Here is a 24845-nt window from a genome sequence, read left to right as displayed (position 1 = left end):
CATTCTCAATATATTCATCTGGATCATATTGAAGAGGAAATCAATTTCTTTAAGTAAAGAAAAAAATTATCTCAGTTATGAAGTAGTTCAATATGTAGTATTCCCAAATTTACCAATTTGGAAGGAATAGACCAAGAATCGTAGAATCATATTCAAAAATGGGTTTGAATGTTTTCGTATGAGGGTGGACACTCCGTCTAACAGAGAAATAGAAAAACTTATAAATTTAATAAAATAAAGGAGTTATAATTATGATTAACAAAATCTCAATTAAAACGAGGTCGATTATTGTGGGTATCCTAATATTGGTTGCATATGGAGTGAAATCTTTCTTGCAGGTTGGCTAATGATTAAAGGTATTAAAAAATCAAGTTTATAAAAATTGATTGGTCTTATTTTTTTAGTTTTTACTTGACACAGTCTGAGCCATATGACAGTTAGAAAAATTCATAAGACCATCTCTTTTTTGGGGATTGGGTATTCTTGTTGACAAATAGATTCCGTATATGGTATTGTTATCGAAAAACGATATCGTATTACGGAATCGAAATACGAGAATGAATCGAGGAGGTTCTATGGCAGAAAAAGTATTAAGAAAACTATTCTTAGGGTTTATAAGTATTCATATCCTTCATCATGCATCAAAGGAGCCGATTTACGGTCTATGGATGATAGAAGAACTAAGTCATCATGGGTACACGATCAGTTCTGGTACGCTTTATCCTATTCTTTATGGAATGGAGAAAGACGGGCTACTCGTTTCAATGGAAGAAAATGTGGAAGGGAAAATAAGAAAATATTATAGTACTACACCACAGGGAGCGGTCGTATTAAAAGAAGCACAAGCAAAAGCACATGAATTATTTAAAGAAATGAAAGAGTAGGTGAGAACATGAAAAAATTCGGTCCACCTATAGGAAGGGAAACACTGTTTCAATATTTGTTAAAGTACAAATTCCAGTTTATTATATCGTCGTTAGCAGGAATCTTATATAATACAGCAATTGTGTTAGGACCAATATTTTTAGGCAAGCTCATTGATGCTGCCGGTGGAGGAACAACAAAGGTTGTTTTACTTTCAGCAATATACTTTGTTGGAGTTACGTCATTTTTTCAGTTTTCAAGGTTTATTAAGCGTTGGTATATGAGGGATCAGTTTAACTATGTTGCTTGCGATTTACGGCAAACTCTTCTAGATAGAGTTCTAAAGTATAGACTACCTGAACTTGATAAGGAAACTGTTGGTGATTTAATGTCTCGAACAGTTGGAGATATTACTTTAGTGGTAGACACTGTTATGTCAACCCTCAATGAAGGCTGGGATACCTGGCTATTAATGCTTTCGTATTTTGCAGTTTTAATATACATGGACTGGAAAATTACTTTACTGGCATCCCTTTTAGTGCCTGTCACACTAGTGCTAGCCCATATGATGCGGAATGTCTTGTACAGCTGCTCTCTCGATGCGAGGAAATCAGCAGCTACAGCAACCATTGGACTTCAGCGATATCTCTCAGCAATATCGGTACTAAGGCTATTTGGTAGGGAAGAATCTGAGACAGAGACTATTGTGGAGGCCTATAATCAACAAGTTCGATTTAATATTAAGCAAATTCTATTACAACAGTCGCTTTTACCAATCTATGCTCTTCTCGCTGGCTTTGGTATTGTCATTGTTATTGGGTTGGGTGGAGAAAACGTAAGAAATGGTGTATGGACCGTTGGATCTTTCAATGCGTATATGGTTATGTTTATCGCTTTCTCAGGGAGAACTAGAGTTGCTGCAAAGGTTTTTAACCGTTGGCATGGTGCAAAAGCAGCGTGGCAACGGGTTAAAGAAAAAATGATTTATCAAGAATCAGAGAACGAGACAAATCATCTATTACTAAATTCTCTAAAAGTGAATCAATTAAAAGTATCACATCTTGATTTTTCATATGGTTCCAGACAAGTTTTAAAAGACATTTGTTTTGAAGTAAAGTCCGGAGAGATCATAGGCATTACAGGCGCTGTTGGTTCTGGAAAAACGTCTTTGATTAATGCGCTTACAGGTCAATACTCATATGATGGAGATATTATCCTAGATTCAGTTCAATTAAGAGATGTACCTGATGCGAATAAACATGAGATTATTGGTTACTCAGGACATGAGCAATTTTTGTTTTCTATGAGTATTGAAGAGAATATCCGACTTGGGATGTCTGATGAAGAAAATGAAAAAGGACTTGTAAATTGTTTAACTACTTCTGCACTTATAGAAGATATAGATCGTTTTGATAAAGGGTTAAAAACTCAAGTTGGTGAGAAAGGCTTAAAAGTATCTGGTGGACAACGTCAACGAATTTCTATGGCTAGAGCCATATATAAGACACCTTCCATTATATTATTAGATGATCTTTTTTCTGCCTTAGATATCGCTACGGAACAGCGAATCGTAAAACGTCTTAAAGAGGATTTTAAGAATCAGATTGTTGTTATTGCAACACATCGTTTAAGCGCATTTGAAAACGTTGATAAAATTTTAGTGCTGGATCAAGGAAGCGTATTAGAAACCGGCACCCATCATGAGCTCATGCATAAACGTGGGCTTTATCATGAAATCTATAGTGCACAACAATTTATGGAAGGAGGACAAGCACATGCGTAGAGAAATGCAAGATAAAAGCTTCCTCAAAAAAGCTTTAAAATCAGTATTCATACACAACCGTGTGTATTTCTTCCTTCTATTTGGAACTGTGGGCATAGGCGCAATTGCTAATATTTGGCCATCCTTGGTATTGAGACAAATTGTTGATGGGCCATTAACTTCTGGTGAGGGTGTATTGTGGAGAATGGCTTTTATCTATTTAGTTGCAGTATTAGCCATAGGGATACTGGACTTTGTTCGAGAGATCAGTGCCACGGTAATAGGGCAAAGGATGCTTTTAGACTTAAGAAAACAAATGCTCGAGCATCTCCAAAAGTTGCCGATGAAATATTACTTGAAGGTACCTGTTGGAGAAACACTCTCAAAATTTACAGCGGACTTAGAGGCCGTCAACACATTGTTTTCAGCAGGACTTGTCGGTGCCCTTGCAGATCTACTTAAAATACTGGGACTTTTTACAACCTTATTCGTACTTTCAAGGCCACTCGGATTTATTGCTATCGGAGCATTGCCAGTCATTTTTTTACTATCGAATTATTTTCGAAAAAACATTTTTGAGAAGCAGAAGATAGTGAGGAAAAAAGTTTCTGATATAAACACAAATATTCAAGAGGTTTACTCCGGGATTAAAGTCATCAAAGTATTTGGTAAAGAGTCTCTATTTTCTGAACAGTTCGAAGAGAAACTTGAAGCTCATCGTTTAGCTATGAATGGTAATAGCGTTTATGATGCATGGTTTCCTTGCATTATGCAAGTCGTTAGAGCGATTGTCATTGCCCTTGCTTTGGTCGTGGGTGCCGCCAATAATGGTACGTCACTAGCACTGGGGCTTTCAATAGGAACTTTAGCAGCTGTAGCTGATTTGTTTGTTCGTATGTTTGAACCAATTGAAGCCATTGCATCAGAAATTCAAACCATTCAACAGGCTTTTGCTGGACTGGATCGTGTCGAAGGATTTTTTGCTGAACCAGTAGAAATGAATCGAAATATAACGGATGCAAATCTATTTTCAATCAATCAGCTCCCCAATATAGATGTGGTTTTAAATCAAGTCGTGTTCGAGTACACTGATGGCATTAAGGTGATTAATCAAGCATCACTATTCGTTAAAACAGGCACTAAAGTTGCGATTGCCGGTAGAACAGGTTCTGGCAAAACAACGCTTATGTCATTGATTGCCGGGCTTTATCCTGTGAAGAGTGGAACAATTACAATAGGTGGCGTTGATCCCTTTAACCTTCCTGCGGTAGAGAGACGTAAACTCATTGGTATTGTACCGCAAAATGTTCACCTATTTAATGGTTCAATTCTAGACAACATAACGCTAAGAGACGAAAGCATAACGCTTGAGCAAGCTTGGAAAGCGCTTGAAACGGTCGGGCTAGATCAAGCAGTTAAGCAACTTGAGAATAGTCTTGATACAATTATTGGTGAAGGTGAAGCAAAACTGTCTTATGGACAAACACAACTTCTTTCATTAGCTAGAGCGATTGTAACAAATCCGCCTTTACTATTGCTGGATGAACTGACCTCTGGTCTTGATGCATTAACTGAGAAGGCTATTCTTGATGCCATTAGGGATGTGAGTGAAAATCGCACCATTATAACGATTAGTCACAGATTATCCGGAATTATTGACGCGCAGACTGTTCATATCATGGATGCAGGACGAATTATGGAAAGTGGAACACCGCAAGAACTCACGGTGAAAGAGGGATGGTATGCCATCTTTAAGCGTTTAGAAACGCTTGGATGGAAAGTGAACTAAAGTTCTATGAAAAATATGTTCCCGCGCAGGTGCGGGAGTACATCGAAAGAAAATGCAAATCTATCTATATCGCCAAACATGGCGGGGGCACTCACGCGTAAACAGCAGGCAAATAGGCGCGGATTTGGCGGCTGTGTCGTCCCGTGTGCCGCTTTGACAGGCAGGGTGGCCTTGTTACAGGACAACTGCAAGAGCCAAAGTGAGTTTATTGAAAAGGCCATTATTTTTTACAGCGGTTATGTTTCCTCAAAGGATAATACCAAGTTCCTACCGATTGTCATCACATCCAAGCGCCCGGGCAAAAGATCAGAAAAGACTTAGTAATGCAGGTAAATCTTACTCCCATTTGTGATCAAGAAAATGACAATATTTTTTTCTAAATTCACAAGAAATTTGCGGCTTATTCGAATTGATTAGGTATCATTACAGTGGCGAACCGCGGTTGTATCCGACTCTGTAAAGGATACAATGCCAAACGCGACGAGAATCGGTGGATATGATCGTTTTGATACAAACACAGAAGTGCTAAAGAAATTCGAAAACCTTGTTATCGGTAGCAGCATGTTCTTCGCCAATGGGAGCGATACAAGCCTTATTGACTCGTTGACAGGTGCTCCGATGGCAGCCAAGTACATATTCTGATCACTGATGTCGCTAGACTGCTGCTGTTTTGGCAATTCGTAGGAATTGGGCGAGAAAACTATGGCATCCTCGAAAAGTTAGATACCATGGAAGGCAGAGTAGTCGATAATGCAAACTTTTTTGCCCTTGATGATATTGACCGGATATCAGACGAACAGTTGTACGAGAGACTATTGAATGAATTCCCACACTTGTTGGGTTAAGATAGCAATGCTTGTGCTTATGTGGTAAAATTTAACTATAAAATTATTATAGAAAAATAAGAAGGTGATAGAAATGCTTGCGCAGACTAATCAAATATCTCAGTTGGAAGACATCATGGTTCAAAACAATTTTTTTGAGAAATTCGGCTTGAGTAGAATAGGAGTATTTGGATCAACTGCCAGGGGAGAGGTATCTAATGACATTGATATTCTCGTAGAAGACAATGTTGATTATCGGTTGCTTTCAGTCCTGAAAAATGAGCTACAATTGCTTACAAATAAGCGTATTGATATTGTTATTGCCAAGTATGCAAATCCAATAGTGCTTCATAGAGCAAAAAAGGAGATCATCTATGTTACCATGCATTAGGAACGACCTCATGTATCTTTTAAACCTACTGGAAAGTATTGAGAAAATCCTTCTATATTCCAAGGATTGTTCCGATGCTGAAGCATTTTATGAATATAACGATCAAATGAATTTTAACGCCACACTCAATCTATTTGCAAACATGGGTGAGAATATTGGGAAAATCAGCGATGAACTAAAGCTTGTCTATACGGATATTAGTTGGTCGGAAATCAAAGGTTTCAGGAATAGAGTTGTTCATGACTATATAAATATTGATACTTTTATGGTATTCGATATTATTAAAAATGATTTGCTTAAGCTGAACAGAAAGACCTCTCAGAGGTCTTTCTGTTGTTACTAGGATTATCATACCAGTAATTTCCTTTGTGTAACAGTTGTCCTTTGAAAAAAAACAAGCCACCGTTCACAGGCGGTGGCTTGTAATAGTTTAAGTGGCTATTAAATGGCAAATTAGAACTTAATTATTTTTGGTTCACCTGTAAAGGTAGCTATCGTAGCTGTTGCGTCCTGCAAATACAATACCTGGGTGTTGTCATCTGTTGCCGAATACCGAGACTGAAGTGAAGGATAGCTTTCAAGCATACTCTGCTTTGCTTCAACACGGTCATCCTCTACAGCAACGGCCTGAATACGAATCCATTCTTGGCCATTAAAAGCGCAAATTTCAATTTTGGGATTTGCTATCATTTGCTTTGAAACGTCCTTTACCTTACCAGTCTGAATATAAAGCTTACCATCAAAAATGTTGACAGTTCCGAAGGGACGAACTCGTGGCTGATCTCCATCAATGGTTGCTAAGTAATAAGTCTGGCACTTCTTTAAGAAATCAAAAACTTCTTGCATTAAAGAAATCTCCTTTCAATTTATACAATAAATTTATAATAAAAGTCTTGAAATAACAAGTACGATTATTTATAATACATAGTATCCAAAAAGATACTATTGGGAGGCAATTATGGAAGCGGAGAAAGATTTATTTGGGAAATGCCCTTATACAACAGCCCAGAAGGTTCTTTCGGGTAAATGGTCGATAATTATTCTTTACCATCTCGGGATAAAGACTATGCGCTTTGGAGAATTGCAGCGGCAGTTGCCCGATTTAACCCAGTCAACGCTGACTAAACAGTTACGCGCTTTGGAGGAGTATGGATTGATCGAAAGAAAGATTTATCCGCAAGTCCCACCAAAGGTCGAATACTCTTTAAGTGATATAGGGATAAAGTTTAAAAAAGTTTTGGCTGAATTGGCAATTTGGGGGAACGAATACATCGAAACTTTGAAGGATAAAGAAAGATAGATCAATGAGCTATTTAAAAACTCCGAGAATTGAAGCGACTGGTTAAAAGCCCTCCTTGCTTATAGCTTTACGCCAATATTGGTAATTATGCATCTCTTCTCTGAATTATATTTTCTATCAGCGTAAAGATACTGGATATGGAGTTGTCAAATTTGGTTTAGTCCCTAAACTCGTAATTTTAGTACCAATTTATGGTTATAATATAACTGGCTCTTATCTACAGGCAGGATAGTGAAATGCTGGAGAGCAACACGAGCGGCCGGTAGAGTTCTGCTAAGGATAGCCAGGGGATATATTTAATCACCCTGGTATCTTTATTTCTATCCTTAGGAGAACCAAAAAGCGATAAACTCAAGAGGCGAAGCCTCTTAACTGTTACACCGCTTGGGGTAAACGCTCTCGATAATACTGTGAACGCATTACTAGGGGCGGATAACCTCCGTTTGGAGTGTAAATTCGTTTCCGATTGTAATAGGTTTCTATAAATCTAAACACTATGCTTTTAATCTTTTCCATACTCATTGTTTCGGTTCTGAATTTATAGATGCTTTCTTTCTTTAATGTGGCAAAAAAGGACTCCATTCTGGCATTGTCATAACATTTACCAGTACTGCTCATACTCTGTTTCGCACCATGCTGGGCGAGTGCTTGACGGTAGATCCCGCTTGTGTATTGACTACCCCTGTCCGAATGAAAGACCATCCCATAGGCTTGATACCTCTTAACACCCGAGGTAAAGGCTTCGACACATAGCTCGGCTCTCATGTGATTTGCCATTTTAAATCCCACGATACTTCCATCGAAACAATCCAATACGGCGGCTAAATAAAGCTTTCCGTCAGCCGTTGGGATTTCTGTGACATCTCCAAGCCATTTTTGATTGGGTGATACTGCAGAAAAGTCTTGTTTGATGAGATTGGCACTGGCTTGAGCGGCTAGATCTGCTTTGGTTATTCCTCTACAGTGATGTTTCTTCTTGAGCATAAGATGGTTGATTTTACAGAGCTTAAGGATTACATAATAGCTACCGGTATAGCCTTGATAAAGTTTTAAATGGAGATAAATCCTGTATGCTCCATAGTCCGGGTTGTCCGCACGAATTTGAAGGATCTTAGCCAAAAGTTCTTCGTATTTGTAAGGCTTGGACTGCCTTTTTAACCACTTATAATATCCGGCTTCACTAACCAGTAATACTCTGCACATGGTTTTTATGCTGTGCTTGGTTTTCTCTTTAGTTTTGTGAAACCACATCCAATGAAAAAGCTCTCGTGCAGCTATTTCTTTTGGCTCTCTGCGAAAAAACCTAAGGCCCTTTTTAGAATATCATTGGCGGCTTCAAGGTCTTTAATCTTCTTTTCCATTGCTTTGGTTTCAGCTGTTTTTGGGTCAATACGTTTATGTCCGCTGCCAACAAAACTTACTTCTCCATACCGTTTTGATTGATTTTTCCATGAGTATAGCGTTGTTACTGGAATCCCCAGTTTCTCTGAGGCAGCCGTCGTCCCTAATTCGTAAGACAACTTGATGGCCTCTTGTTTGAAGTCTTTGTCGTATTCTCGCATCTGGATTTACCTTCTTTCGTTTTTCCTATTCTTACCAGAATTACGAGTTTTCTGACTTAACTAAAATGATACTACTCCAATATTTAATTGATAATAATACTAGGGAATTTATTTTTGATGATATGAACATATTTATAACCGATTTTGAAACAGCGGATATATATATTACTGATAAAGGCTTTAATTGGACATTTGTCCAAACGCATGAAGATGGGTGGCTAGGTCCTTATTTTTGCACAAGTCATAGTTGAGTCAAATCTATGAAGAAGATACATAAGAATAAAAGACATTCTCAACAAACAGTTCTAATTGTTTTAAATTTGAACAATGATAGGCAGCGGTACAGTCTTTTATGTATTGCTCCATAACACAATCACCACTGTACCATAAGTCTTCATTCATTGGATTAAGCCAATATAGAGCCCTAGCATTCTCTTTAATTTGAGACAGAACTTCGCTCCCATATTCCACTAAACCAGTCCTTTTGGTTCAATTTATCAATAATTTTTTCACAATCTTCCTTGAACTTTAAAAGAATATTAAGTGTATCGATGATCAGAGCAGTAGAAAGCTCTTCAATACCATATGATCCAGAATGCTGACTCAATCAATAACTTCACTGATACTTGGGTGCTTTTTTAGTTTTTCAAGCCTTAAACTTCTTACAAAGGTTACGACTTGTTTTCCCAAGGAAACCTTAAGAGCAGGAAAATGAAGTCTCAGAATTTCCAGCTCCCTTTGCTCATTCGGGTAATCCAAGTATAAATATAGACATCTTCTCCGCAGGGCGTTACTTAAATTCCGGGTATTGTTGCTTGTAAGTATAATGAGAAGTATTGCGGTGACGTTCTTCTACAAAAGACGATCACCGTTGATTTTTTAAAACATAAACGAGTAGAAAATAAGGGGCAGGCTCCGAAATATTATATTGAAGAAAACCACCAGCCGATCATCTCAAAAGAGATATTTGATAAGGTTCAAGATGAGAAGGAACGTAGAGCGTTGCTCAAGGGGAATCTGGTGGGTGATAGGCATAAATATTCCAGCAAGTATCCTTTCAGTGCTAAAGTGTTTTGTGGACACTGTGGGAACATTTTTAAACGAAGGCATTGGAACAGCACCAATACATCAAAGAAAATTGTGTGGCAGTGCAAAACCTACATTGTTGATGGCAAGGATGCTTGTGGTGCCAAGGCCGTCGAAGAGAATGTATTAATGGAAGCCTTTGTCCGGATGTTCAACAGAATCTACGAAGATAGGCAGAACTTTACCAAGACGATGACAGCCAATATTGAAATGATTATTTTGCAAAGGCCGAACATAAAAGAGACTGAAGCCTTGGATAATCGGATTGAGGAATTGAAAAATGAGTTGAAGAGGCTCATCCGGTTTCAGGTGAATAATAACGTCGATCCTGAGGTCTATAATGAGGAGTACAAAAGCATATCTGGAGAATTGGAGGAAGTACGGAAGAAAAGGTTGGAGCATGATAAGGTAATCGAATCAAAGGATGGGTTGAAACAAAGGTTTGATGAAATCCTAGAGGCGATAAATAGCAGGGATTCGCTGCTTGAAGATTACGATTTTCTAGTTTCTGTCATAGCCATTTATACATTACTCGCAAGAAACCTGTCCTAGATAGTGAAGGGTTTGCCTCTTTAAATGTGCACCCGGCTTTAGTTATCATATATTGTTACATCCTTAAGCACTAGCGTTTGACTCTAAGCCTTTTCCATGATAGATTAAAATTGAAAATGAAGGCTCGGAAAGTAACAAGGGATCAGACATATAGAATCTAAGGCCATAGAGAATGCCGACGTACGAGTGTTATTCACTATTATTGAAGAGAATGGAGCACAACCTTGTTTGAGGATTGTGCCCTTTTGTGTATGCGGTAGAATAGTTACAAGTCAAGAGAAGAGGAAGTGGGCACTGAAAAATGGTTGAAAAAAACACTGAGTTAACGAAGTTAATTCCAATTGCTGATGGAATAGTAAAGATGCTTGGAAAGGATTTTGAAGTTTCTATTCATGAGTTCAGTATTAGTACGCCGGAATCCACGATTATTCACACTGCTGGAAACGTAACCAATCGACAGGGAAATCCGGAAACGATGATAATTCCTAAAAGCCTGAGAACCTATCCAGATAGCGTCTTGGATTTAGTTGGGTATAAAACAATTACCAAAGACGGACGAATTTTAAAATCTAATACAATTTATATGAGAAACGATAAAAACAAGATTATAGGTTGTTTCTGTATGAAATACGATATTACTGAACAGGTGAACTATAAGAGCTATCTAGAGCAAATTACAACAGTTCAGGGCTCTTTGCAGAATGATGTCGATAGTCAGGAATTCTCAGCCCCGGATGTTATTGAAATTGTGGATACCTTAATTGATCAGGTGATTAGCTCTATGTCAATATCAGATGGTTCCATTTCTAAAGAAGATAAAATGAGAGTGGTATACGAGTTAGACTCGAAGAAGATATTCCTTGTCAAAGGTGCAGTGGACCGAGTTGCCTTAGTGTTAGGCGTTTCCAGGTACACAATATATAATTACTTAGAACAACAACGGTCAAGAGATAATAATAATTAGACTGTAAAGGTCATTGCTTACGCCTCTTTCTTTTGAGAGAGGCGTTTTTTGGTGACCGACATGGGAGTTTGTAAACACAAGAAAATGCAATTAGAGAGGAATTCGACTCAACTACTTAATTTAATAAGATAAAGTCCTCTTTTTTTATTAAAATTTTTTAATAAAAAAAGAGGACTTTTAAAATTGTTGTAGAATAAATTATTAAAGGTAATAACACGCATTGATTATTTAGATGCTTAATTTACCTTAACAACAATGAGAGGGGAATTATTTATGAATCTTGCTAAATTTCCACGTAGACGGTACACCCAGGGAGAAACCCCATTAGAGTTCTTGCCTAATTTTAGTAAAGCACTCGGTGGGCCTAATATCTATATAAAAAGAGATGACCTGTTGGGTCTTACCGCAGGTGGTAATAAGACCAGAAAACTGGAATTCCTAGTAGCAGACGCTTTAGCCCAAGGTGCGGATACATTAATTACCTGTGGTGCAGTTCAGTCCAATCATTGCCGACTGACATTGGCAGCTGCCGTGAAGGAAGGGCTGAAGTGTAGGCTCGTGTTGGAAGAGAGAGTCAAGGACAGTTACAATCCAGATGCGAGTGGTAATAACTACTTATTCAGATTACTAGGAGTAGAAACAATTAAAGTAGCCACCTTGGGGTCAGATTTGACGGGAATGATGCAGGAAGTTATGGCCGAGTTAGCTGCTGAGGGAAGAAAAGGTTATATCATTCCTGGCGGTGGTTCAAATGTAATAGGCTCGACCGGCTATGTTGCTTGTGCTCAAGAGATATTGCAACAAACCTTCGATATGGGACTAAATCTTGATTATATCGTAAGTACAAGCGGAAGTGGTGGAACCCATAGTGGATTACTAGTGGGACTTTATGGAAGTAATGCTAACATTCCAATTATCGGGGTAAGTGTTAGGGCTGCGAAAGAAGCCCAAGAGAACATGATCTTTGATCTTGCGAAGAGAACTGCAGCTCATGTAGGATTGAATGGAGAAATTCCTCGGGAAGCAGTTAATGTACTTGATGACTATGTGGGTGCTGGTTACTCTGTGCCGACATCTGAAATGGTCGAGGCGGTGCAGCTTCTAGCAAGAACGGAAGGGGTATTACTGGATCCTGTATACACCGGTAAAGCTATGTCTGGACTCATCGGGTTGATCCGAAAAGGCTATTTTAAAAAGGATGATAATGTACTATTTATCCATACTGGTGGATCCCCAGCTCTATATGCCTATATTCCAACTATTCTGGCGGATAATATTTTGCAAAATTAGAGTTAGTCAATCAACTTATAGTAGCTTTATTGGACTAACTCTTAAGTTAAAATAATTGTAATAAATGGAATTATTTATTCAATAAAAAGAAATAACAAGGAGGAGGGGAAAAAATGTCGACACCAGATAAAGATGGCTATTTCGAGTTTGATTCAAGCAAAAAGCTTGATATGTATGGTGGAATTTTAGGCGGTTTAATTCCATTATTTGTGTTGGTTGGTATCTTAGTATGGCTTTCCGTTTTTGAACGTGGTGGAACGCAAGCTTTCTGGGCTGGTGGTTGGCTGGCCATAGTGGCAGGGTTAATGCTAGCCAAAAATAAGTTTGAATATAGTCAATCAGTGCTCCGTGGATTAGGCGATAAAAATGGTATCGTTATAATAACTGCATGGTTGTTTGCAGGAGTTTTTGGTAAATTAATGGTAGCTGGTGGTTTAGTAGAAGGATTACTTTGGTTTGGGACGAAAGCCGGAGCAACAGGATCAGTTTTTACATTAATCGCATTTATTGCCGCTTGCCTATTTGCACTTGGAACAGGTTCAAGCACAGGTACAGTTCTGTCTCTTGTCCCGGTAATGTATCCAGCGGGAGTATTCCTGGGTGCTGATCCAGCTATGTTGGGCGTTGGAATTTTAGCAGGTGCTGCCTTTGGAGATAATTTGGCACCTATATCGGACACAACTATCGTATCGGCTTATACTCAAGAGGCCACCATGAAAGATGTTGTTCGTAGTCGTTTTCCTCTCGCGATGGCTGCTGCTATCATCTCGGGAATAATCCTTTTGATATTCGGTGGCGGCGGTACTGTGGCTAGCTTACCTGAAATAGCTGCAAAAGTTGACCCCCGTGGTCTTGTGATGTTGATTAGTTTGGGAATTGTTGTAGCCCTTGCTTTAAAAGGAAGACATATCATAGAATCTTTGATTTGGGGTAACGTTAGTGCGGCTTTCTTTGGTATATTGATTGGTAAAGTTCAAATTTCTACCCTATTTCATATCCCTGCTAAACGAGGAGAATCAACAGGCCTAATTGAACAGGGGATTTCCGGTGTAACAGGGGCAATAATTTTTGCGCTCCTTGTGCTTGCAATAACTCAGGTACTAATCGAAAGTGGAGTTATGAACCGGATCTTGAAATTTGCTGAGAAAACAATCGCAAAAACGGTGAGACAGGCAGAATTGTCAATAATATTTGTAACTATTTTGGCCTCTATTCCAATTGCAGCAAATGCACCGGCTGAATTGCTTGTAGGACCAACCTTTGTAAAACCTATGGGCAAAAAGTTTAACCTTGCTCCTGCAAGAAGGGCTAATTTAATGGACTGTTCAGTATGTACGATTTTCTTTATCCTGCCTTGGCATATTGCTGTCATCGTCTGGTATGGCGCCATGGCTGCAGCAGCACAAACTTATAACCTTCCATTGCCATCTATTTGGTCAGCCTTACTGAATCCATATAACTGGGCCTTGTTGGCAGTGCTAATATTCTCCGTAATGACGGGATGGAATCGTAAATTTGATCAAGTTGCTGATTCAACTAAGATGAAATCTTAATTTTGTAAGCAGTTCAACTTCTACAAAAATGGTAATTTCTCAGTACCTTTAATATAAGCGAGAAAAAACTTACAAGAAGCATGAAAAGAGCCGTCCGGTGATGAATAGGTAGGCAACTACTTAACAGAAAAGTTAGGTGGTTTGCTATCCTACGCTTAAGAGTAGTAATGAAAAGATCTTGGTTTATCGTTAATGAATAGATTTAGATTGGGGTTAGGGTCATGACGGAAAATAGTAAATGGACAGTGAATACAGGTCTAGCACAAATGTTAAAAGGTGGAGTAATTATGGATGTAACTACTCCTGAGCAGGCTAAGATAGCTGAAGAAGCAGGTGCATGCGCAGTAATGGCACTGGAGAGAGTTCCTTCAGATATTAGGGCGGCTGGAGGAGTAGCCAGAATGGCAGACCCAACAATTATAAAGGGAATTATGGAAGTAGTAAGCATTCCGGTTATGGCTAAAGCCCGCATTGGACATTTTGTAGAAGCACAAATTTTAGAAGCATTGGGTGCTGACTATATTGATGAAAGTGAAGTATTAACCCCAGCGGATGAGGAATACCACATGGATAAACATCGATTTCAAGTGCCTTTTGTTTGTGGTGCTCGTAATTTAGGTGAAGCGCTGCGTCGGATTGGAGAAGGTGCAGCAATGATCCGAACTAAAGGAGAACCAGGAACAGGTAATGTTGTAGAAGCTGTACGTCATATTCGTAAAGTGATGGGTGAAATTCGTCATATTCATAATATGTCAAGAGAGCAACTCATGACAGCAGCTAAAGAAATGGGTGCACCGTACGAACTTGTAAAGAAAGTGGCAGATTTGGGTCATTTACCCGTAGTAAACTTCGCTGCAGGAGGTATAGCTACACCAGCAGACGCGGCTTTAATGATGCAATTAGGGTGTGACGGTATTTTTGTAGGTTCTGGCATATTTAAATCTAAGGATCCAGTGGTGAGAGCAAAAGCCATAGTGGCAGCAACGACACACTATAATGATCCTAAAATACTAGCAGAAATATCTACTGACTTAGGAGATGCAATGCCTGGTATAGAAATTAGTAATATTGCAATAAATGATAGAATGCAGGATCGTGGTTGGTAAGTAAGAGAGTTTTAATGTGGTAACGCAAAAAAACTTCTCGTTCCTATGGGAATGAGGAGTTTTTCTTACTTTGGTTTTATGCACAATGATTCATGAGTAATTTCGACTCTGCTTTCTCAATGCCATGCTTGATAAAGTACTCATCGGACATATCGAACATCTAGGTTCTATATACTCGGTGAAAATGTTCATAATTGAACAGCACTTTAGCCTCTACCACAGCTGTTATTAGGAAAGAAATAATTAACAAAAAGATTATCAAGGGCATTATCGGGCTGCCTGCCAACCTATTCTTTCATGCGATACACCCCGGATACACTTCTGTTCCACCAGACAAAAATGGTGACTATGCATGGCTTATCCATTTTATTCATTCTTTGAAGCCGCAAAAGGGGAAGGGAGCAATTATTCTACCTCATGGTGTTTTATTTCGTGGTAACGCAGAGCGCCGAATGTCACTTTAGATGGGTTTAATGGGGGCGTCGGGACAGAAGTTCACAACAAATCTTATACCCCCCGGAGTTGATATCCCCCACAACCTAAGACAACCCTATCAATGATTTAGGTTATATATCAATGCTCATGGGAGAGGAGCGAATGATTCAATTGTGCTCCCAGAGTTAATTTTTAGTACAGCTCAGCTCAATACTATTTCTCTGTGCATTTTTCTCAGCAATGCCTTATCAAATTCAGGGCTTGATTCGCAGACCCTGATATTAGATGATCCTATCAGCAGCTTTGATGATATTAACACTGTAGCGTTTTCTGATTTACTACGCATCCTATGCGTTCAAAATGACTGGCAAATCATTTTTACAACCCATGATGAGAAGTTATTCCGGTTATTGCAAGTTAAGTTATCACCTAAGTATCACAACTCTTTGTTCATGCAATTTAAAGAAAAGGGACAACTGGTGGATATACATCATTCTTCATTAAAGTAGAAGAGGAAGCTGTTTCGGTGAATATTCTATCAGGTTTATTTGAATCATAGCTCAAAGATAATTAACACCAGTCCTTGCAATTTATCTATCAATGGTATAAAATCGCAATAGAACATACGTTCCAAAAAGAAGGCCCTGACTACATCTATTGTAATGCCTAAAGTGATAGAGTGGAGGTAGGAGAATGGCTGGAAAGTTTGAATGGCACAAGTTTTCAGAGGTAGACCTGGATGACTGCTTTTTTGGTTCTCTCAAGGCCGATTACGAGGAATTTCCGGACTGGTTTAAAAGAAAGAGCGATGCTGGGGAGAGTACGCTCGTTTTTCATGATGAACAATGTGTGGGTGCTTTTATTTATTTGAAACGGGAAAATGAAGCTATTACGCTTTCGGATTCAACAATTCGTCCCGCTATACCACGTGTTAAAATTGGTACATTACGTTTGGCTGAACCGCTATCGGGGTATGCGGCTTGGAGAGGGAGCCTTAGGGGTTTCTCTCTGGAAATGGCGTGAAGATAGGGCTGAGGAAATCTATGTTACAGTTTTTAAAAATCATTCCGAACTAATCAACCTTTTTGAAAGATTTGGTTTTAAATGTATAGGAACAAACCGGCGTGGTGAGTGTATATATTTAAAAAGTCGTAGTAAAATTGATTACAGCGACCCTTATAAATCTTTTCCGTTTATTCGTTCAGATTTTAGCAAGGCAGGATTAATTCCGATTTATGAGAGATACCATGATCGACTTTTTCCGTATTCTGAGCTAAAAATCAAGAAACGTGAAATTGAAGAAGAAACAGCTGGCAATGGGGTTACGAAGGTTTACATAGCTTCTCCTTTTACAGCGATGCATTATGAAATTGGTGAACCGGTTTATATTTAACGGATATATGAAGGCGATACGGGGAAAACCTATAAGTCAGCAGTTACATCTTATTGCACAATAACCAAGATGGAAGTAATCAAAAGCAATGGCAAAGCCGCTATAAGTCTTATTGACTTCATAAAAAATGCCGGGAATAAAACGGTTTTTTCTCCAGAGGAATTAACGGTTACATATGAGAACCAGAATAATATTGTAATGATGGAATTAGTATATAATGGTTATTTTGGCAAAGGACATAATGTTATTCATAAGGATTTAAATGATCAAGGCTTGTTTACTTCTCATTCTTATCAATTAGATTTCAATAAGGATCAATTCATAAAAATACTGGAGATGGGTGACATAGATGTGCAAAATGTTATTATCGGTTAATCCGGAGCATGTCGAAAACATATTCAATGGCAGTAAACAGTTTGAGTTCCGGAAAATCAAGTGTAAGTCCGATGTGGATAAGATTGTCATTTATTCCACCTCGCCGGTCATGCGTGTAGTCGGCGACGTGGAAGTACTTGGGGTAATCGAAGATACCCCTGATAAGGTTTGGGACATAACTGCCGAATTTTCAGGCATTACCAAAAGGTTTTATGATCAATATTTTGAGCATAAAGAAAAAGCTATAGCTTACAAGTTAGGTAAGGTAAATAGATACCTGGAACCCCTAAAACTTTCGGATTTTGGGATCAGCTTTGCACCGCAGTCGTTTGTATATATTTGAAGGATAGCACAAAATATTCGATAATTGTTAGAATTGCCTAATTTAGTGAAGGAGCCTAGCCCCATGAAATTCCTACACATTGCCGACCTGCACATCGGCAAGCGCGTTAACGAATTCAGCATGCTGGAAGATCAAAAATATATATTACAGGATATCTTACGTCTGGTGGATGAAGTTAAGCCTACTGGTATTCTGATAGCCGGAGATGTCTACGATAAGAGCGTGCCGGCAGGGGAAGCGGTGGAAGTCCTTGATGATTTTCTGACAGAGCTTGTAGCCCGTCAAGTGCAAATATTCATCGTCAGCGGTAACCATGATTCTCCCGAACGCAATAGCGGCCAGACTCCAGAACAACGATACGATTGCCCAGAATATTACAAAAGCCGACACGGAAACGCGCCGCTTGGAAAAAGAGTATCTGGTGATTATGAATTTATCCAAAACGGCCAATGGAGAACTTGCCGGCCAACAAAAATTGGCCTTTGAACAATTCGTCCAGGCTTCCTACTTTAACCAAATTATCGCGGAAGCCAACAAAAGGCTGGCGATCATGACCAATTCGCGCTATGAACTCCTGCGTAAGGAGAATGCCACGGACAACCGATCGCAGTCAGGTCTTGATCTGGATGTCCTGGACAATTACACCGGGAAAGTCCGCACTGTTAAATCCCTGTCAGGCGGAGAGTCATTTAAGGCATCCCTCGCTCTGGCTTTAGGACTATCCGATGTCATCCAGAGCTATGCCGGGGGCGTGGAAATCGATACTATGTTTATCGATGAGGGTTTTAGTGCTCTGGATGCGAATCACTGGAACAGGCCATCGTAACACTTCATGGATTAACGGCCGAAAACAGGCTTGTCGGTATTATTTCCCACGTCAGTGAGCTGAAAGATCGGATCGATAAAAAGATTCTAATCCAAAAAGATATTGCCGGAAGTACCATTAAATTAGTTAAGTGATATTAAATTCCGATATTTGCCTGACCACATATTCTGTGAATAAAGTAAGAGATTTGAGTTCGCAGAGTTTGGGAATTCCCAAAAACTCTTTATGTTTGATAATTTGAAAAGAATTACAGTCAACTATTGGCACATAGTACTATATATGATACTATAATATTGTGGGAGGGTGATACTTAGTGGCGGGTGTGGAAAAGATAATCGAGAAAATGAAGCGGCAACCGAATGGTATTCGAATGTCGGAAGCCGACAAAGTTCTGACCGCCTGCGGATATCGATTGGACCGTCAAAAGGGCTCCCACAGGCACTATATTAACGCGAGCGGCGATGTTATTACGATAAAAGACGAAAACCCGTTAAAGGCAGTCTATGTCAAAGATATTTTAAGCCGGATATCTTGAAGGAGGCATGCAGAATGAACGTTCAGGAATATATGAAACTTCCGTACAATTATGTGATAAAGCCGGTTACGGATGAAAGCGGTTCCTATTTTTACGCCTCGGTGCTGGAGTTTGACGGCTGCCAAAGCACCGGGGATACTTTTCAGGAAGCCTATGGCAACCTGATGGAAGCCATGGAAGGCTGGATTGAAACAAAATTGGCAAATGGTTTTCCGGTTCCTGCTCCGTTGGACAGCGATAAGTTCAGCGGTAAATTTGTGATCAGGCTGCCTAAATCCCTTCACGCCCGTCTAGCTATGGAAGCTGAAAAAGAAGGCGTATCCCTGAATCAGTATACTCTTTATAAGTTAAGCAATTAACGTGTAACCAAAAACTCTTTTAGCCCCCGGCCCTGCCTGTCCCGGATGCGAATGCCCATTCGAATCCGGGACAGGCCTTTATAGAAGGTTTATCACACTCCTGAGCCTGACCACATATTCTGTGAATAAAGCAACAGAAAGGACAGGCACTATTATGAATGATTTGATCAAGGATCGCACGCCGCCCGTCATTGCGGCTGAAATTAATACGATCAGACACCAGACCGGCAAAATCCTCCTTGCCGGGGCCGTTGAGATCGCACGCCGCCTGAAGGAGGCCAAGGACCTGCTTCCCTATGGGGAATGGGGCAAGTGGCTGGAGGAGTCGTTCAGCTATTCCCAGAAAACGGCCGAGAAACTGATGCGCATCTTCGATGCCTACGGGACCCAACAGCCCACATCCCCGACGCCGGCGCCCAGGCGCAAGGGCTACCGAATTTGAATTATACCCAGGCTTTTATCCTCTTAGGAGTCCCGGAGGAAGAACAGGCGCAGTTCAGGGCGGAGATTGATGGTGATTAAAGAAGTAAAAACAACAAGCCACCCTTCACAGGCGGTGGCTTGTAATAGTTTTGTGGCAATTAAATGGCAAATTATGATCGGGGCTATGTTGAACCAATCCGGTCGTTTATACGCGCCTACGGGCACTGACTAGGAGTACCGAAACCCAGCTGCCAATCGGGGTGAACAAAAGTATTGACAAGTAAGGTCTATAAAAATAGACTGATAGCAAATTCAGTCTATCTTTATAGACCCAGCGGGAGATGTTATGAAATGGAACAGCTTAAACTGTGTGAAAGTGAATACCGCTTGGCGACCATCGTATGGGAGAACGAACCTCTTGGCTCTGGCGAGCTTGTGACTCTTTGTGAACAACAGCTGGGCTGGAAAAAGTCCACTACCTATACCGTTTTGAAAAAGCTTTGTGAACGAGGGGTTGTAAACAATGAAAATGCCAAGGTGACTGCACTTGTTAAGCAAGAACAGGTGCAGAGGTTTGAAAGCAAGCAGTTTATTAATCGCACCTTTGGGGGCTCTTTACCACAATTTATTACAGCCTTTATGAATGATAAGAAGTTAAGTAAGCAGGAGGCTGACGACCTTAAAAAGCTGATAGACAGCTACAAGGAGGAGTAGGGATGGAACAAGTTCTAGTTGATTCATTTCTAACTGTTTTAAATATGAGTATCACTGCAAGCTATGTGATTTTATTTGTCTTGCTTGCTCGGTTACTACTAAAAAAAGCCCCCAAGATTTTTTCCTACAGCCTCTGGGCAGTGGTGTTATTCCGTCTGATTTGCCCAGTTTCCTTTTCCTCCACTCTGAGCTTTTTAGGCTTTTTAAAGACAAATAATATGGAACATATTCCTGCTGATATTGCCATGATGACACAGCTAAAAGTCAACGTTGGATTATATAATGTTAACCAAGTTATCAATAGCTCACTGCCTGCTGCAAATCCAGCTGCGAGTGCAAATCCCATACAGATCATCCTATTCATTATTTCTGTACTCTGGGTGTTAGGTATTCTTTCTCTGCTGGTTTACAGTGTGGTGTCGTATCTCTTGCTAAAAAGAAAGGTCGGAACGGCTATTCGTATAAAAGACAATATCTATGAGTGCGAAGGGATCCAGTTCCCGTTTGTACTGGGAATCATCAAGCCACGAATATATTTGCCCTTGGGTTTTAGCGAAGCCGAGAGAGGTTATATCTTAAAGCACGAGGAGATTCATATTAGACGTTTTGATTATTTAATGAAACCCTTGGCCTTTCTGGTGCTGTGCATCCACTGGTTCAACCCTCTTGTCTGGCTTAGCTTTATCTTAATGACCAAAGATATGGAGATGTCGTGTGATGAACGTGTTATAAAGGAACTTGGCACAAACCTTAAAAAGGATTATAGCAGCTCGCTGCTATCAGTTGCTGCGAAGAGGAACATAATTGGTGGAAGTCTCCTGGCCTTTGGGGAGAGCAATACTAAAAGTCGGATCAAAAATGTGCTGAACTACAAGCGACCAGTCTTTGGGGTAGTACTCTTGGCTGGGGTCGTGATTTTAGTGATCTCGGTTGGACTGATGGCTAATCCCAAAAGCGCTGATCCTGATTTATCGTATTTAAACGTACATAATACTGCTTCATTAGCCGCGGTAGAGCAGGAAGGCCTTATGATTCGAGCACATGGTCGCGGCGCTTCCATTATTTCTGGAGAGGAGTTTGGTAAATGGCTTAATGGAGTGTCTAATGACTGGAAAGAAAAAAGTGTCGCTTCTCCTTTTGAACTTACCCCAACCATAACTATCTATATCAACCACGGTGTTGGTCATCAAGTGCGTTTTTACGAATCAGAGCCCGAACTTGCCATGATTTTATATGACGGTAATTATCAATATTATTCGATTCATAAAGAGGATTATCAGGAAATATATAGCTTATGGGCTATACGCAGTTACGGGTTACCAGAAGCTGTTGTTCAGGCAATCGCAGACGGAAAAAGGACGACGAAACAAAGCGTACAAGATATTCCGGTTGGAGTCGATTACAAGGTGTTAAAGTTTGGCAAGATAGGATATTACATCTATGAAGAAAACGGAAGCTATTATTGTGAGCTGCCTTATCAGTTTATCAATGAACTTTCCGAAGAGGTTTATAAAGGTGCTCTAGAGTTTGCTGAAATACCTAACCAAGAGAAGAACTCTGAAAAATCTTCAGAAATTGGGAGTCTTGTAGAAGACCGTTTAACTGTGATTATGTCTTCCCCACTACACAAGGGATGGTTCAGAGTTTGGACCTTCTATTAAAGACTTTTGTGTGATGCCGGTATCCGGCATAAAAATTAACGGGCTTTCTGATAAAATCCTTACGCACTATAGTGACTATCAAAGACCCCATGAAGGTCTTGAAAACCCTGATCTTCGCCAATTAAAAATCGGTATTTTGTATTGATCGAAATATTTTGGAGGATCATTCGGAGGGACACTTGTAGTAGATACTAATATGAAAAGGTCTTCGCCTTCTTGAATCATAATTATGGCGGGTCTTCTCTTGGATTCCTCTGGTGTATCGTCGAACCCAACATCAAAATAAAAAACATCGCCTAAACTAAACCAATGTATTTGAAACCTCTTATTCTCCCTCGTTTACAATATACCTGTGGTCTTTATTCTTTCTATCGAACAGAAATTTCCCATCTTTAATTGTCACTGGGCGAACAGAGATTTCCTTTAGTTTTTGTGATGACAGTGATGTTTTTCTATATCCCTGGTCTTTTACAGCACCGTTCATGTTCTCGTCCTCCTCGTTTGACAACGTCTCTTCCTCTTCGTCCATATCATATCACCTTCCAAATACTGTTTCAACACTATATGGCTAGTTTTGCCAACTTAGAAGGGGATAGTCATATGGTTGTAGAATAATGTAAATTATTAGCATAAGCATCTAATTTTCGTGCATATTTTTCTCATAAACAAGACACTTCGGGTATGTCCTCACCGGAAAAAGCGGCATCCACCGCCACGGCGCGTAAATACCGGCAGTATGTGCTTGGCTTATATAGCCCGACGACAGTTATTGTTCGCGAGATAGAAAAACTGCGTATAAGAATGAGATGGATAATCGGTCCGTAAAGACAAATATAACGTTACCGGCTTGGTTAAAGGAGCTTGCTGAAAAACAAGGAGTGAACTTTTCACAGATTACCCAGGCAGCCATTAAGGAGTACCTTGGAGTGGATAGACCTTAAAATTAAATGCTTGCCCAAAAGGAAGGGGCTGTCTTACTGCGACAGCCCCTTCCTTTTGGGGAACTTGACTCGGCAATTACATCAGCCCTTTTACCCACTTGGCCACTACAAACCCAGGATTTCCTTCTCTTTTCTCCTCGAGAGAAAGGGCCTCAGCTGTTGTTTGAAGATTCGGTGGGAAGAAAAGACATTCTCCAATTTCGACAGGTACACCGATTTGCCAGGAACCTATTTCCGCTTTGGTATAAAGAGCAGCACGGGCGAAGACAGAAGTGGGGTTGTTACGAGCTGCCTCCGCATAGTATTCACTCCAGGCACTCATGCCGGCGATGAGTCCGATCATCAAACAGCCCCCGGGCTTTAAAAAATTAAAAAGTTTTTGCAAGACGTTTTCCGGTTCAGGTACGAATTCAAAGGCGGTCATGGAAAAAATCCCATCATAGGTTTCCAGTTGATCCAGAATTTATGTAATATCAGCATGCCACCAGTGAACAGGCTTAACTTTAGAGGTGTTTTCCTCAATGGCCGCTAGTTTCTTTTGGGCCAGAGCCATCATTTCACCGGAAATATCCACAGCAGTGACCTCATATCCCTCTTGCACAAGCCAGCTGGTATATTGTCCGGTACCACAGCCGATCTCAAGAACCTTGGGACCCGGTGCCTTAAACATGGACTGGGCCAGGTGACGTTCAACTTGATCAGAGACTGATCCAAGCTCTGTATCATACCAGGAATCATAATGTGCAGCAACGTGGTCAAAAAGTGCTTCCTTCATTCGCAATCACCCTCGTGTTCCTATTTCCTATTTTTTATGTGTAACTTTCTGCTTTTTGCTTTTTAATTCCTTCTTCACTTTTCCTTAAAGTTCGATAATATAGGCAAGAATTTGCTTAAAGCAGGTTATCAGGTCACCGTCGGCAACAATAACCAAGACGAAAAAGCAGTTATGCTTAAAAAGTTGGAATGAATTAAAGAAGCTTGCAGACCCAGTAATGACAGTATGGTTAGAATGTAAGGTTGAATTGAAAAAGATAACTGGGACAAGGACCACGTACGAAAAGGTCAAGGCGTACAATGCAGTGACGTCTACGCGCCCTAATTGTCTTTACGGTATTTATTAAGAATAAATTCTTTGAATTCTTCAAGGGATTTTCTCGCTTCTTCTGGCAGGTCCTCCATTGGGTCGTCTGAACGGTGGGCGGCTAAAGTACTGTAACCTTGTTGGCTTTCAAGTAAATAAGGTCTTGGGTCAGTGATCCGTCCGAGAAGAAAGTCAACAGAACAACTCAGGCTTTCTGCCAAAACTTTCAAAGTAGAGGGGTCGGGATATTTTTCGCCTGTTTCAAATTGTGATACGTCGGTTGGAGATATGTTAAGATTTTCGGCTAATTGTTTTAGTGAGATACCATTTAGTTCACGTATCATCTTTAGCCTGCTTGGAAAATTACAGTCTTCAATTACAGAATGTTCTGTCCGTCCTAATAAGAAATCAGTAGAGACTTTAAAATAATCCGCAATTCTTTGTAGAGTATCATAATCAGGTTTACGCCTATCTACTTCATACTGTGCATACGTACTTCGGGACATACAAAGTATTTTTGCTAGTTCCTCTTGTGTGAGTGCGAGCTTATTTCTTAGATATAGTAGCCTTTTTCCTAACATTACAAACATACCTCCTCTCCTATCTAGTATAGTCGCAATAAGCGACATTTAAAATAAGTGTCGCGAATCTCAACAAAAGCATTGACAGTCGCGAATTGCGACTGTATTATTAAGATAAATTTAAGTCGCGTTACG

Annotated in this window: 32 protein-coding genes and 3 pseudogenes; 29 read left to right on the top strand and 6 right to left on the bottom strand. The window is 39.9% G+C overall.

Going from position 1 to position 24845, the window contains the following annotated elements; all coding sequences use genetic code 11:
* The first annotated feature begins 575 nt into the window (after window positions 1–575).
* From ACYQ3Q_RS21545 to ACYQ3Q_RS21510, 8 genes are all read left to right on the top strand, one after another.
* A complete protein-coding gene (locus tag ACYQ3Q_RS21545; RefSeq protein ID WP_459930549.1) occupies window positions 576–884 on the top strand; it encodes a PadR family transcriptional regulator in 309 nt (102 codons plus the stop codon).
* Window positions 885–892: 8 nt separating this feature from the next.
* A complete protein-coding gene (locus tag ACYQ3Q_RS21540) occupies window positions 893–2647 on the top strand; it encodes an ABC transporter ATP-binding protein (RefSeq protein ID WP_459930548.1) in 1755 nt (584 codons plus the stop codon).
* Complete coding sequence (locus ACYQ3Q_RS21535) at window positions 2640–4415, top strand: ABC transporter ATP-binding protein (protein WP_459930547.1); 1776 nt, start codon at window positions 2640–2642, stop codon at window positions 4413–4415. Before ACYQ3Q_RS21540 ends, ACYQ3Q_RS21535 begins: the two co-directional genes overlap by 8 nt.
* Before the next feature lie 78 nt (window positions 4416–4493).
* Window positions 4494–4736 (top strand): hypothetical protein, encoded by a 243-nt coding sequence (locus ACYQ3Q_RS21530; protein WP_459930546.1) that lies wholly within the window; start codon window positions 4494–4496, stop codon window positions 4734–4736.
* Window positions 4737–4883: 147 nt separating this feature from the next.
* A complete protein-coding gene (locus tag ACYQ3Q_RS21525; protein WP_459930545.1) occupies window positions 4884–5057 on the top strand; it encodes a cell wall-binding repeat-containing protein in 174 nt (57 codons plus the stop codon).
* Entirely contained in the window at window positions 5051–5260 is a 210-nt protein-coding gene (locus tag ACYQ3Q_RS21520) for a VWA domain-containing protein (protein WP_459930612.1), read from the top strand. Before ACYQ3Q_RS21525 ends, ACYQ3Q_RS21520 begins: the two co-directional genes overlap by 7 nt.
* 73 nt (window positions 5261–5333) lie before the next feature.
* A complete protein-coding gene (locus ACYQ3Q_RS21515; RefSeq protein ID WP_459930544.1) occupies window positions 5334–5630 on the top strand; it encodes a nucleotidyltransferase family protein in 297 nt (98 codons plus the stop codon).
* The gene (locus tag ACYQ3Q_RS21510) at window positions 5614–5973 is read left to right on the top strand and encodes a HepT-like ribonuclease domain-containing protein (protein WP_459930543.1); all 360 of its coding nucleotides are present in this window, start codon (window positions 5614–5616) and stop codon (window positions 5971–5973) included. The genes ACYQ3Q_RS21515 and ACYQ3Q_RS21510 overlap by 17 nt, the downstream gene beginning before the upstream one ends.
* Before the next feature lie 110 nt (window positions 5974–6083).
* Here ACYQ3Q_RS21510 and ACYQ3Q_RS21505 read toward each other — a convergent pair whose 3' ends face one another.
* Window positions 6084–6476: a pyridoxamine 5'-phosphate oxidase family protein gene (locus ACYQ3Q_RS21505; RefSeq protein WP_459930542.1), complete on the bottom strand. Its 393-nt coding sequence runs from the start codon at window positions 6474–6476 to the stop codon at window positions 6084–6086.
* Window positions 6477–6588: 112 nt separating this feature from the next.
* On the opposite strand from ACYQ3Q_RS21505, the gene ACYQ3Q_RS21500 reads away from it, so the two are divergent.
* A complete protein-coding gene (locus ACYQ3Q_RS21500) occupies window positions 6589–6930 on the top strand; it encodes a winged helix-turn-helix transcriptional regulator (RefSeq protein ID WP_459930541.1) in 342 nt (113 codons plus the stop codon).
* 375 nt (window positions 6931–7305) lie between these two features.
* Here the strand turns inward: ACYQ3Q_RS21500 and ACYQ3Q_RS21495 are convergent, their stop codons facing one another.
* Window positions 7306–8181, bottom strand: a complete 876-nt coding sequence (locus ACYQ3Q_RS21495) for an IS3 family transposase (protein ID WP_459927236.1) — start codon at window positions 8179–8181, stop codon at window positions 7306–7308.
* Window positions 8182–8204: 23 nt separating this feature from the next.
* Window positions 8205–8492 carry a transposase gene (locus ACYQ3Q_RS21490; RefSeq protein ID WP_459927235.1) on the bottom strand — a complete coding sequence of 96 codons (288 nt, stop codon included), beginning with the start codon at window positions 8490–8492 and terminating at the stop codon, window positions 8205–8207.
* A gap of 65 nt (window positions 8493–8557) precedes the next feature.
* Here ACYQ3Q_RS21490 and ACYQ3Q_RS21485 point away from each other — a divergent pair, with 65 nt between their 5' ends.
* The 19 genes and pseudogenes from ACYQ3Q_RS21485 to ACYQ3Q_RS21395 all read left to right on the top strand — a co-directional run bounded on the left by ACYQ3Q_RS21485 (window position 8558) and on the right by ACYQ3Q_RS21395 (window position 22107).
* Window positions 8558–8743 carry a DUF4275 family protein gene (locus ACYQ3Q_RS21485; RefSeq protein ID WP_459930540.1) on the top strand — a complete coding sequence of 62 codons (186 nt, stop codon included), beginning with the start codon at window positions 8558–8560 and terminating at the stop codon, window positions 8741–8743.
* A 547-nt stretch (window positions 8744–9290) separates the two neighbouring features.
* Window positions 9291–9431 (top strand): annotated as a pseudogene (locus ACYQ3Q_RS21480) (hypothetical protein); the annotation flags it as partial.
* 81 nt (window positions 9432–9512) lie between these two features.
* Window positions 9513–10130 (top strand): recombinase zinc ribbon domain-containing protein, encoded by a 618-nt coding sequence (locus ACYQ3Q_RS21475; protein ID WP_459930539.1) that lies wholly within the window; start codon window positions 9513–9515, stop codon window positions 10128–10130.
* A gap of 301 nt (window positions 10131–10431) precedes the next feature.
* On the top strand, window positions 10432–11094 hold the full coding sequence (locus ACYQ3Q_RS21470) for a helix-turn-helix transcriptional regulator (protein ID WP_459930538.1): 663 nt from the start codon (window positions 10432–10434) through the stop codon (window positions 11092–11094).
* Between the two features lie 273 nt (window positions 11095–11367).
* Entirely contained in the window at window positions 11368–12384 is a 1017-nt protein-coding gene (gene cuyA, locus ACYQ3Q_RS21465; protein ID WP_459930537.1) for a D-cysteate sulfo-lyase, read from the top strand.
* A 113-nt stretch (window positions 12385–12497) separates the two neighbouring features.
* Entirely contained in the window at window positions 12498–13937 is a 1440-nt protein-coding gene (locus ACYQ3Q_RS21460; RefSeq protein WP_459930536.1) for a Na+/H+ antiporter NhaC family protein, read from the top strand.
* Window positions 13938–14158: 221 nt separating this feature from the next.
* Complete coding sequence (gene pdxS / locus ACYQ3Q_RS21455; RefSeq protein ID WP_459930535.1) at window positions 14159–15043, top strand: pyridoxal 5'-phosphate synthase lyase subunit PdxS; 885 nt, start codon at window positions 14159–14161, stop codon at window positions 15041–15043.
* Between the two features lie 194 nt (window positions 15044–15237).
* Complete coding sequence (locus ACYQ3Q_RS21450) at window positions 15238–15507, top strand: N-6 DNA methylase (protein ID WP_459930534.1); 270 nt, start codon at window positions 15238–15240, stop codon at window positions 15505–15507.
* 664 nt (window positions 15508–16171) lie between these two features.
* A complete protein-coding gene (locus ACYQ3Q_RS21445; protein WP_459930533.1) occupies window positions 16172–16501 on the top strand; it encodes a hypothetical protein in 330 nt (109 codons plus the stop codon).
* A complete protein-coding gene (locus tag ACYQ3Q_RS21440) occupies window positions 16452–16871 on the top strand; it encodes a hypothetical protein (protein WP_459930532.1) in 420 nt (139 codons plus the stop codon). The genes ACYQ3Q_RS21445 and ACYQ3Q_RS21440 overlap by 50 nt, the downstream gene beginning before the upstream one ends.
* Before the next feature lie 69 nt (window positions 16872–16940).
* Window positions 16941–17246 carry a hypothetical protein gene (locus tag ACYQ3Q_RS21435; RefSeq protein ID WP_459930531.1) on the top strand — a complete coding sequence of 102 codons (306 nt, stop codon included), beginning with the start codon at window positions 16941–16943 and terminating at the stop codon, window positions 17244–17246.
* Window positions 17221–17589: an ASCH domain-containing protein gene (locus ACYQ3Q_RS21430; protein WP_459930530.1), complete on the top strand. Its 369-nt coding sequence runs from the start codon at window positions 17221–17223 to the stop codon at window positions 17587–17589. Before ACYQ3Q_RS21435 ends, ACYQ3Q_RS21430 begins: the two co-directional genes overlap by 26 nt.
* A 63-nt stretch (window positions 17590–17652) precedes the next feature.
* Entirely contained in the window at window positions 17653–18075 is a 423-nt protein-coding gene (locus tag ACYQ3Q_RS21425) for a metallophosphoesterase family protein (RefSeq protein WP_459930529.1), read from the top strand.
* Window positions 18017–18415, top strand: coding sequence for an SbcC/MukB-like Walker B domain-containing protein (locus ACYQ3Q_RS21420; RefSeq protein WP_459930528.1), 399 nt, complete (start codon window positions 18017–18019; stop codon window positions 18413–18415). The genes ACYQ3Q_RS21425 and ACYQ3Q_RS21420 overlap by 59 nt, the downstream gene beginning before the upstream one ends.
* A 313-nt stretch (window positions 18416–18728) precedes the next feature.
* A complete protein-coding gene (locus ACYQ3Q_RS21415) occupies window positions 18729–18950 on the top strand; it encodes a type II toxin-antitoxin system HicA family toxin (protein ID WP_459930527.1) in 222 nt (73 codons plus the stop codon).
* Window positions 18951–18964: 14 nt separating this feature from the next.
* A complete protein-coding gene (locus ACYQ3Q_RS21410) occupies window positions 18965–19309 on the top strand; it encodes a type II toxin-antitoxin system HicB family antitoxin (RefSeq protein ID WP_459930526.1) in 345 nt (114 codons plus the stop codon).
* A 154-nt stretch (window positions 19310–19463) separates the two neighbouring features.
* Window positions 19464–19822, top strand: a pseudogene (locus ACYQ3Q_RS21405) (DUF3102 domain-containing protein); the annotation flags it as partial.
* Window positions 19823–20083: 261 nt separating this feature from the next.
* The gene (locus ACYQ3Q_RS21400; RefSeq protein ID WP_459930525.1) at window positions 20084–20446 is read left to right on the top strand and encodes a BlaI/MecI/CopY family transcriptional regulator; all 363 of its coding nucleotides are present in this window, start codon (window positions 20084–20086) and stop codon (window positions 20444–20446) included.
* Window positions 20447–20448: 2 nt separating this feature from the next.
* Window positions 20449–22107, top strand: a complete 1659-nt coding sequence (locus tag ACYQ3Q_RS21395) for a DUF5301 domain-containing protein (RefSeq protein ID WP_459930524.1) — start codon at window positions 20449–20451, stop codon at window positions 22105–22107.
* A 325-nt stretch (window positions 22108–22432) separates the two neighbouring features.
* Here the strand turns inward: ACYQ3Q_RS21395 and ACYQ3Q_RS21390 are convergent, their stop codons facing one another.
* A complete protein-coding gene (locus ACYQ3Q_RS21390) occupies window positions 22433–22636 on the bottom strand; it encodes a hypothetical protein (RefSeq protein ID WP_459930523.1) in 204 nt (67 codons plus the stop codon).
* A gap of 277 nt (window positions 22637–22913) precedes the next feature.
* On the opposite strand from ACYQ3Q_RS21390, the gene ACYQ3Q_RS21385 reads away from it, so the two are divergent.
* Entirely contained in the window at window positions 22914–23048 is a 135-nt protein-coding gene (locus ACYQ3Q_RS21385) for a hypothetical protein (RefSeq protein WP_459930522.1), read from the top strand.
* 76 nt (window positions 23049–23124) lie between these two features.
* On the opposite strand, the pseudogene ACYQ3Q_RS21380 reads toward ACYQ3Q_RS21385, so the two are convergent.
* Both ACYQ3Q_RS21380 and ACYQ3Q_RS21375 read right to left on the bottom strand, forming a co-directional pair.
* Window positions 23125–23823 (bottom strand): annotated as a pseudogene (locus ACYQ3Q_RS21380) (class I SAM-dependent methyltransferase).
* A 320-nt stretch (window positions 23824–24143) separates the two neighbouring features.
* The gene (locus tag ACYQ3Q_RS21375; RefSeq protein WP_459930521.1) at window positions 24144–24710 is read right to left on the bottom strand and encodes a helix-turn-helix domain-containing protein; all 567 of its coding nucleotides are present in this window, start codon (window positions 24708–24710) and stop codon (window positions 24144–24146) included.
* Window positions 24711–24845 lie beyond the last annotated feature (135 nt).

It is taken from the genome of Desulfosporosinus burensis, assembly GCF_054657535.1.
The sequence above is the reverse complement of the archived record's forward strand: the minus strand, read 5'-3'. Positions and strand labels throughout refer to the sequence as shown.

Bases quoted from the DNA above. Each gene is read 5' to 3' on its own strand.
- ACYQ3Q_RS21460 (WP_459930536.1), top strand. From the start codon at position 12,498: ATGTCGACACCAGATAAAGATGGCTATTTCGAGTTTGATTCAAGCAAA.
- ACYQ3Q_RS21470 (WP_459930538.1), top strand. From the start codon at position 10,432: ATGGTTGAAAAAAACACTGAGTTAACGAAGTTAATTCCAATTGCTGAT.
- cuyA (WP_459930537.1), top strand. From the start codon at position 11,368: ATGAATCTTGCTAAATTTCCACGTAGACGGTACACCCAGGGAGAAACC.
- ACYQ3Q_RS21400 (WP_459930525.1), top strand. From the start codon at position 20,084: ATGGAACAGCTTAAACTGTGTGAAAGTGAATACCGCTTGGCGACCATC.
- ACYQ3Q_RS21445 (WP_459930533.1), top strand. From the start codon at position 16,172: ATGGCTGGAAAGTTTGAATGGCACAAGTTTTCAGAGGTAGACCTGGAT.
- ACYQ3Q_RS21505 (WP_459930542.1), bottom strand. From the start codon at position 6,476: ATGCAAGAAGTTTTTGATTTCTTAAAGAAGTGCCAGACTTATTACTTA.
- ACYQ3Q_RS21540 (WP_459930548.1), top strand. From the start codon at position 893: ATGAAAAAATTCGGTCCACCTATAGGAAGGGAAACACTGTTTCAATAT.
- ACYQ3Q_RS21420 (WP_459930528.1), top strand. From the start codon at position 18,017: ATGAATTTATCCAAAACGGCCAATGGAGAACTTGCCGGCCAACAAAAA.
- ACYQ3Q_RS21535 (WP_459930547.1), top strand. From the start codon at position 2,640: ATGCGTAGAGAAATGCAAGATAAAAGCTTCCTCAAAAAAGCTTTAAAA.
- ACYQ3Q_RS21515 (WP_459930544.1), top strand. From the start codon at position 5,334: ATGCTTGCGCAGACTAATCAAATATCTCAGTTGGAAGACATCATGGTT.
- ACYQ3Q_RS21440 (WP_459930532.1), top strand. From the start codon at position 16,452: ATGCGGCTTGGAGAGGGAGCCTTAGGGGTTTCTCTCTGGAAATGGCGT.
- ACYQ3Q_RS21385 (WP_459930522.1), top strand. From the start codon at position 22,914: ATGGATAATCGGTCCGTAAAGACAAATATAACGTTACCGGCTTGGTTA.
- ACYQ3Q_RS21435 (WP_459930531.1), top strand. From the start codon at position 16,941: ATGGAAGTAATCAAAAGCAATGGCAAAGCCGCTATAAGTCTTATTGAC.
- pdxS (WP_459930535.1), top strand. From the start codon at position 14,159: ATGACGGAAAATAGTAAATGGACAGTGAATACAGGTCTAGCACAAATG.
- ACYQ3Q_RS21530 (WP_459930546.1), top strand. From the start codon at position 4,494: ATGGCGGGGGCACTCACGCGTAAACAGCAGGCAAATAGGCGCGGATTT.
- ACYQ3Q_RS21495 (WP_459927236.1), bottom strand. From the start codon at position 8,181: ATGTGGTTTCACAAAACTAAAGAGAAAACCAAGCACAGCATAAAAACC.
- ACYQ3Q_RS21490 (WP_459927235.1), bottom strand. From the start codon at position 8,492: ATGCGAGAATACGACAAAGACTTCAAACAAGAGGCCATCAAGTTGTCT.
- ACYQ3Q_RS21510 (WP_459930543.1), top strand. From the start codon at position 5,614: ATGTTACCATGCATTAGGAACGACCTCATGTATCTTTTAAACCTACTG.
- ACYQ3Q_RS21395 (WP_459930524.1), top strand. From the start codon at position 20,449: ATGGAACAAGTTCTAGTTGATTCATTTCTAACTGTTTTAAATATGAGT.
- ACYQ3Q_RS21390 (WP_459930523.1), bottom strand. From the start codon at position 22,636: ATGGACGAAGAGGAAGAGACGTTGTCAAACGAGGAGGACGAGAACATG.
- ACYQ3Q_RS21500 (WP_459930541.1), top strand. From the start codon at position 6,589: ATGGAAGCGGAGAAAGATTTATTTGGGAAATGCCCTTATACAACAGCC.
- ACYQ3Q_RS21410 (WP_459930526.1), top strand. From the start codon at position 18,965: ATGAACGTTCAGGAATATATGAAACTTCCGTACAATTATGTGATAAAG.
- ACYQ3Q_RS21430 (WP_459930530.1), top strand. From the start codon at position 17,221: ATGTGCAAAATGTTATTATCGGTTAATCCGGAGCATGTCGAAAACATA.
- ACYQ3Q_RS21425 (WP_459930529.1), top strand. From the start codon at position 17,653: ATGAAATTCCTACACATTGCCGACCTGCACATCGGCAAGCGCGTTAAC.
- ACYQ3Q_RS21485 (WP_459930540.1), top strand. From the start codon at position 8,558: ATGATACTACTCCAATATTTAATTGATAATAATACTAGGGAATTTATT.
- ACYQ3Q_RS21525 (WP_459930545.1), top strand. From the start codon at position 4,884: ATGCCAAACGCGACGAGAATCGGTGGATATGATCGTTTTGATACAAAC.
- ACYQ3Q_RS21545 (WP_459930549.1), top strand. From the start codon at position 576: ATGGCAGAAAAAGTATTAAGAAAACTATTCTTAGGGTTTATAAGTATT.
- ACYQ3Q_RS21375 (WP_459930521.1), bottom strand. From the start codon at position 24,710: ATGTTAGGAAAAAGGCTACTATATCTAAGAAATAAGCTCGCACTCACA.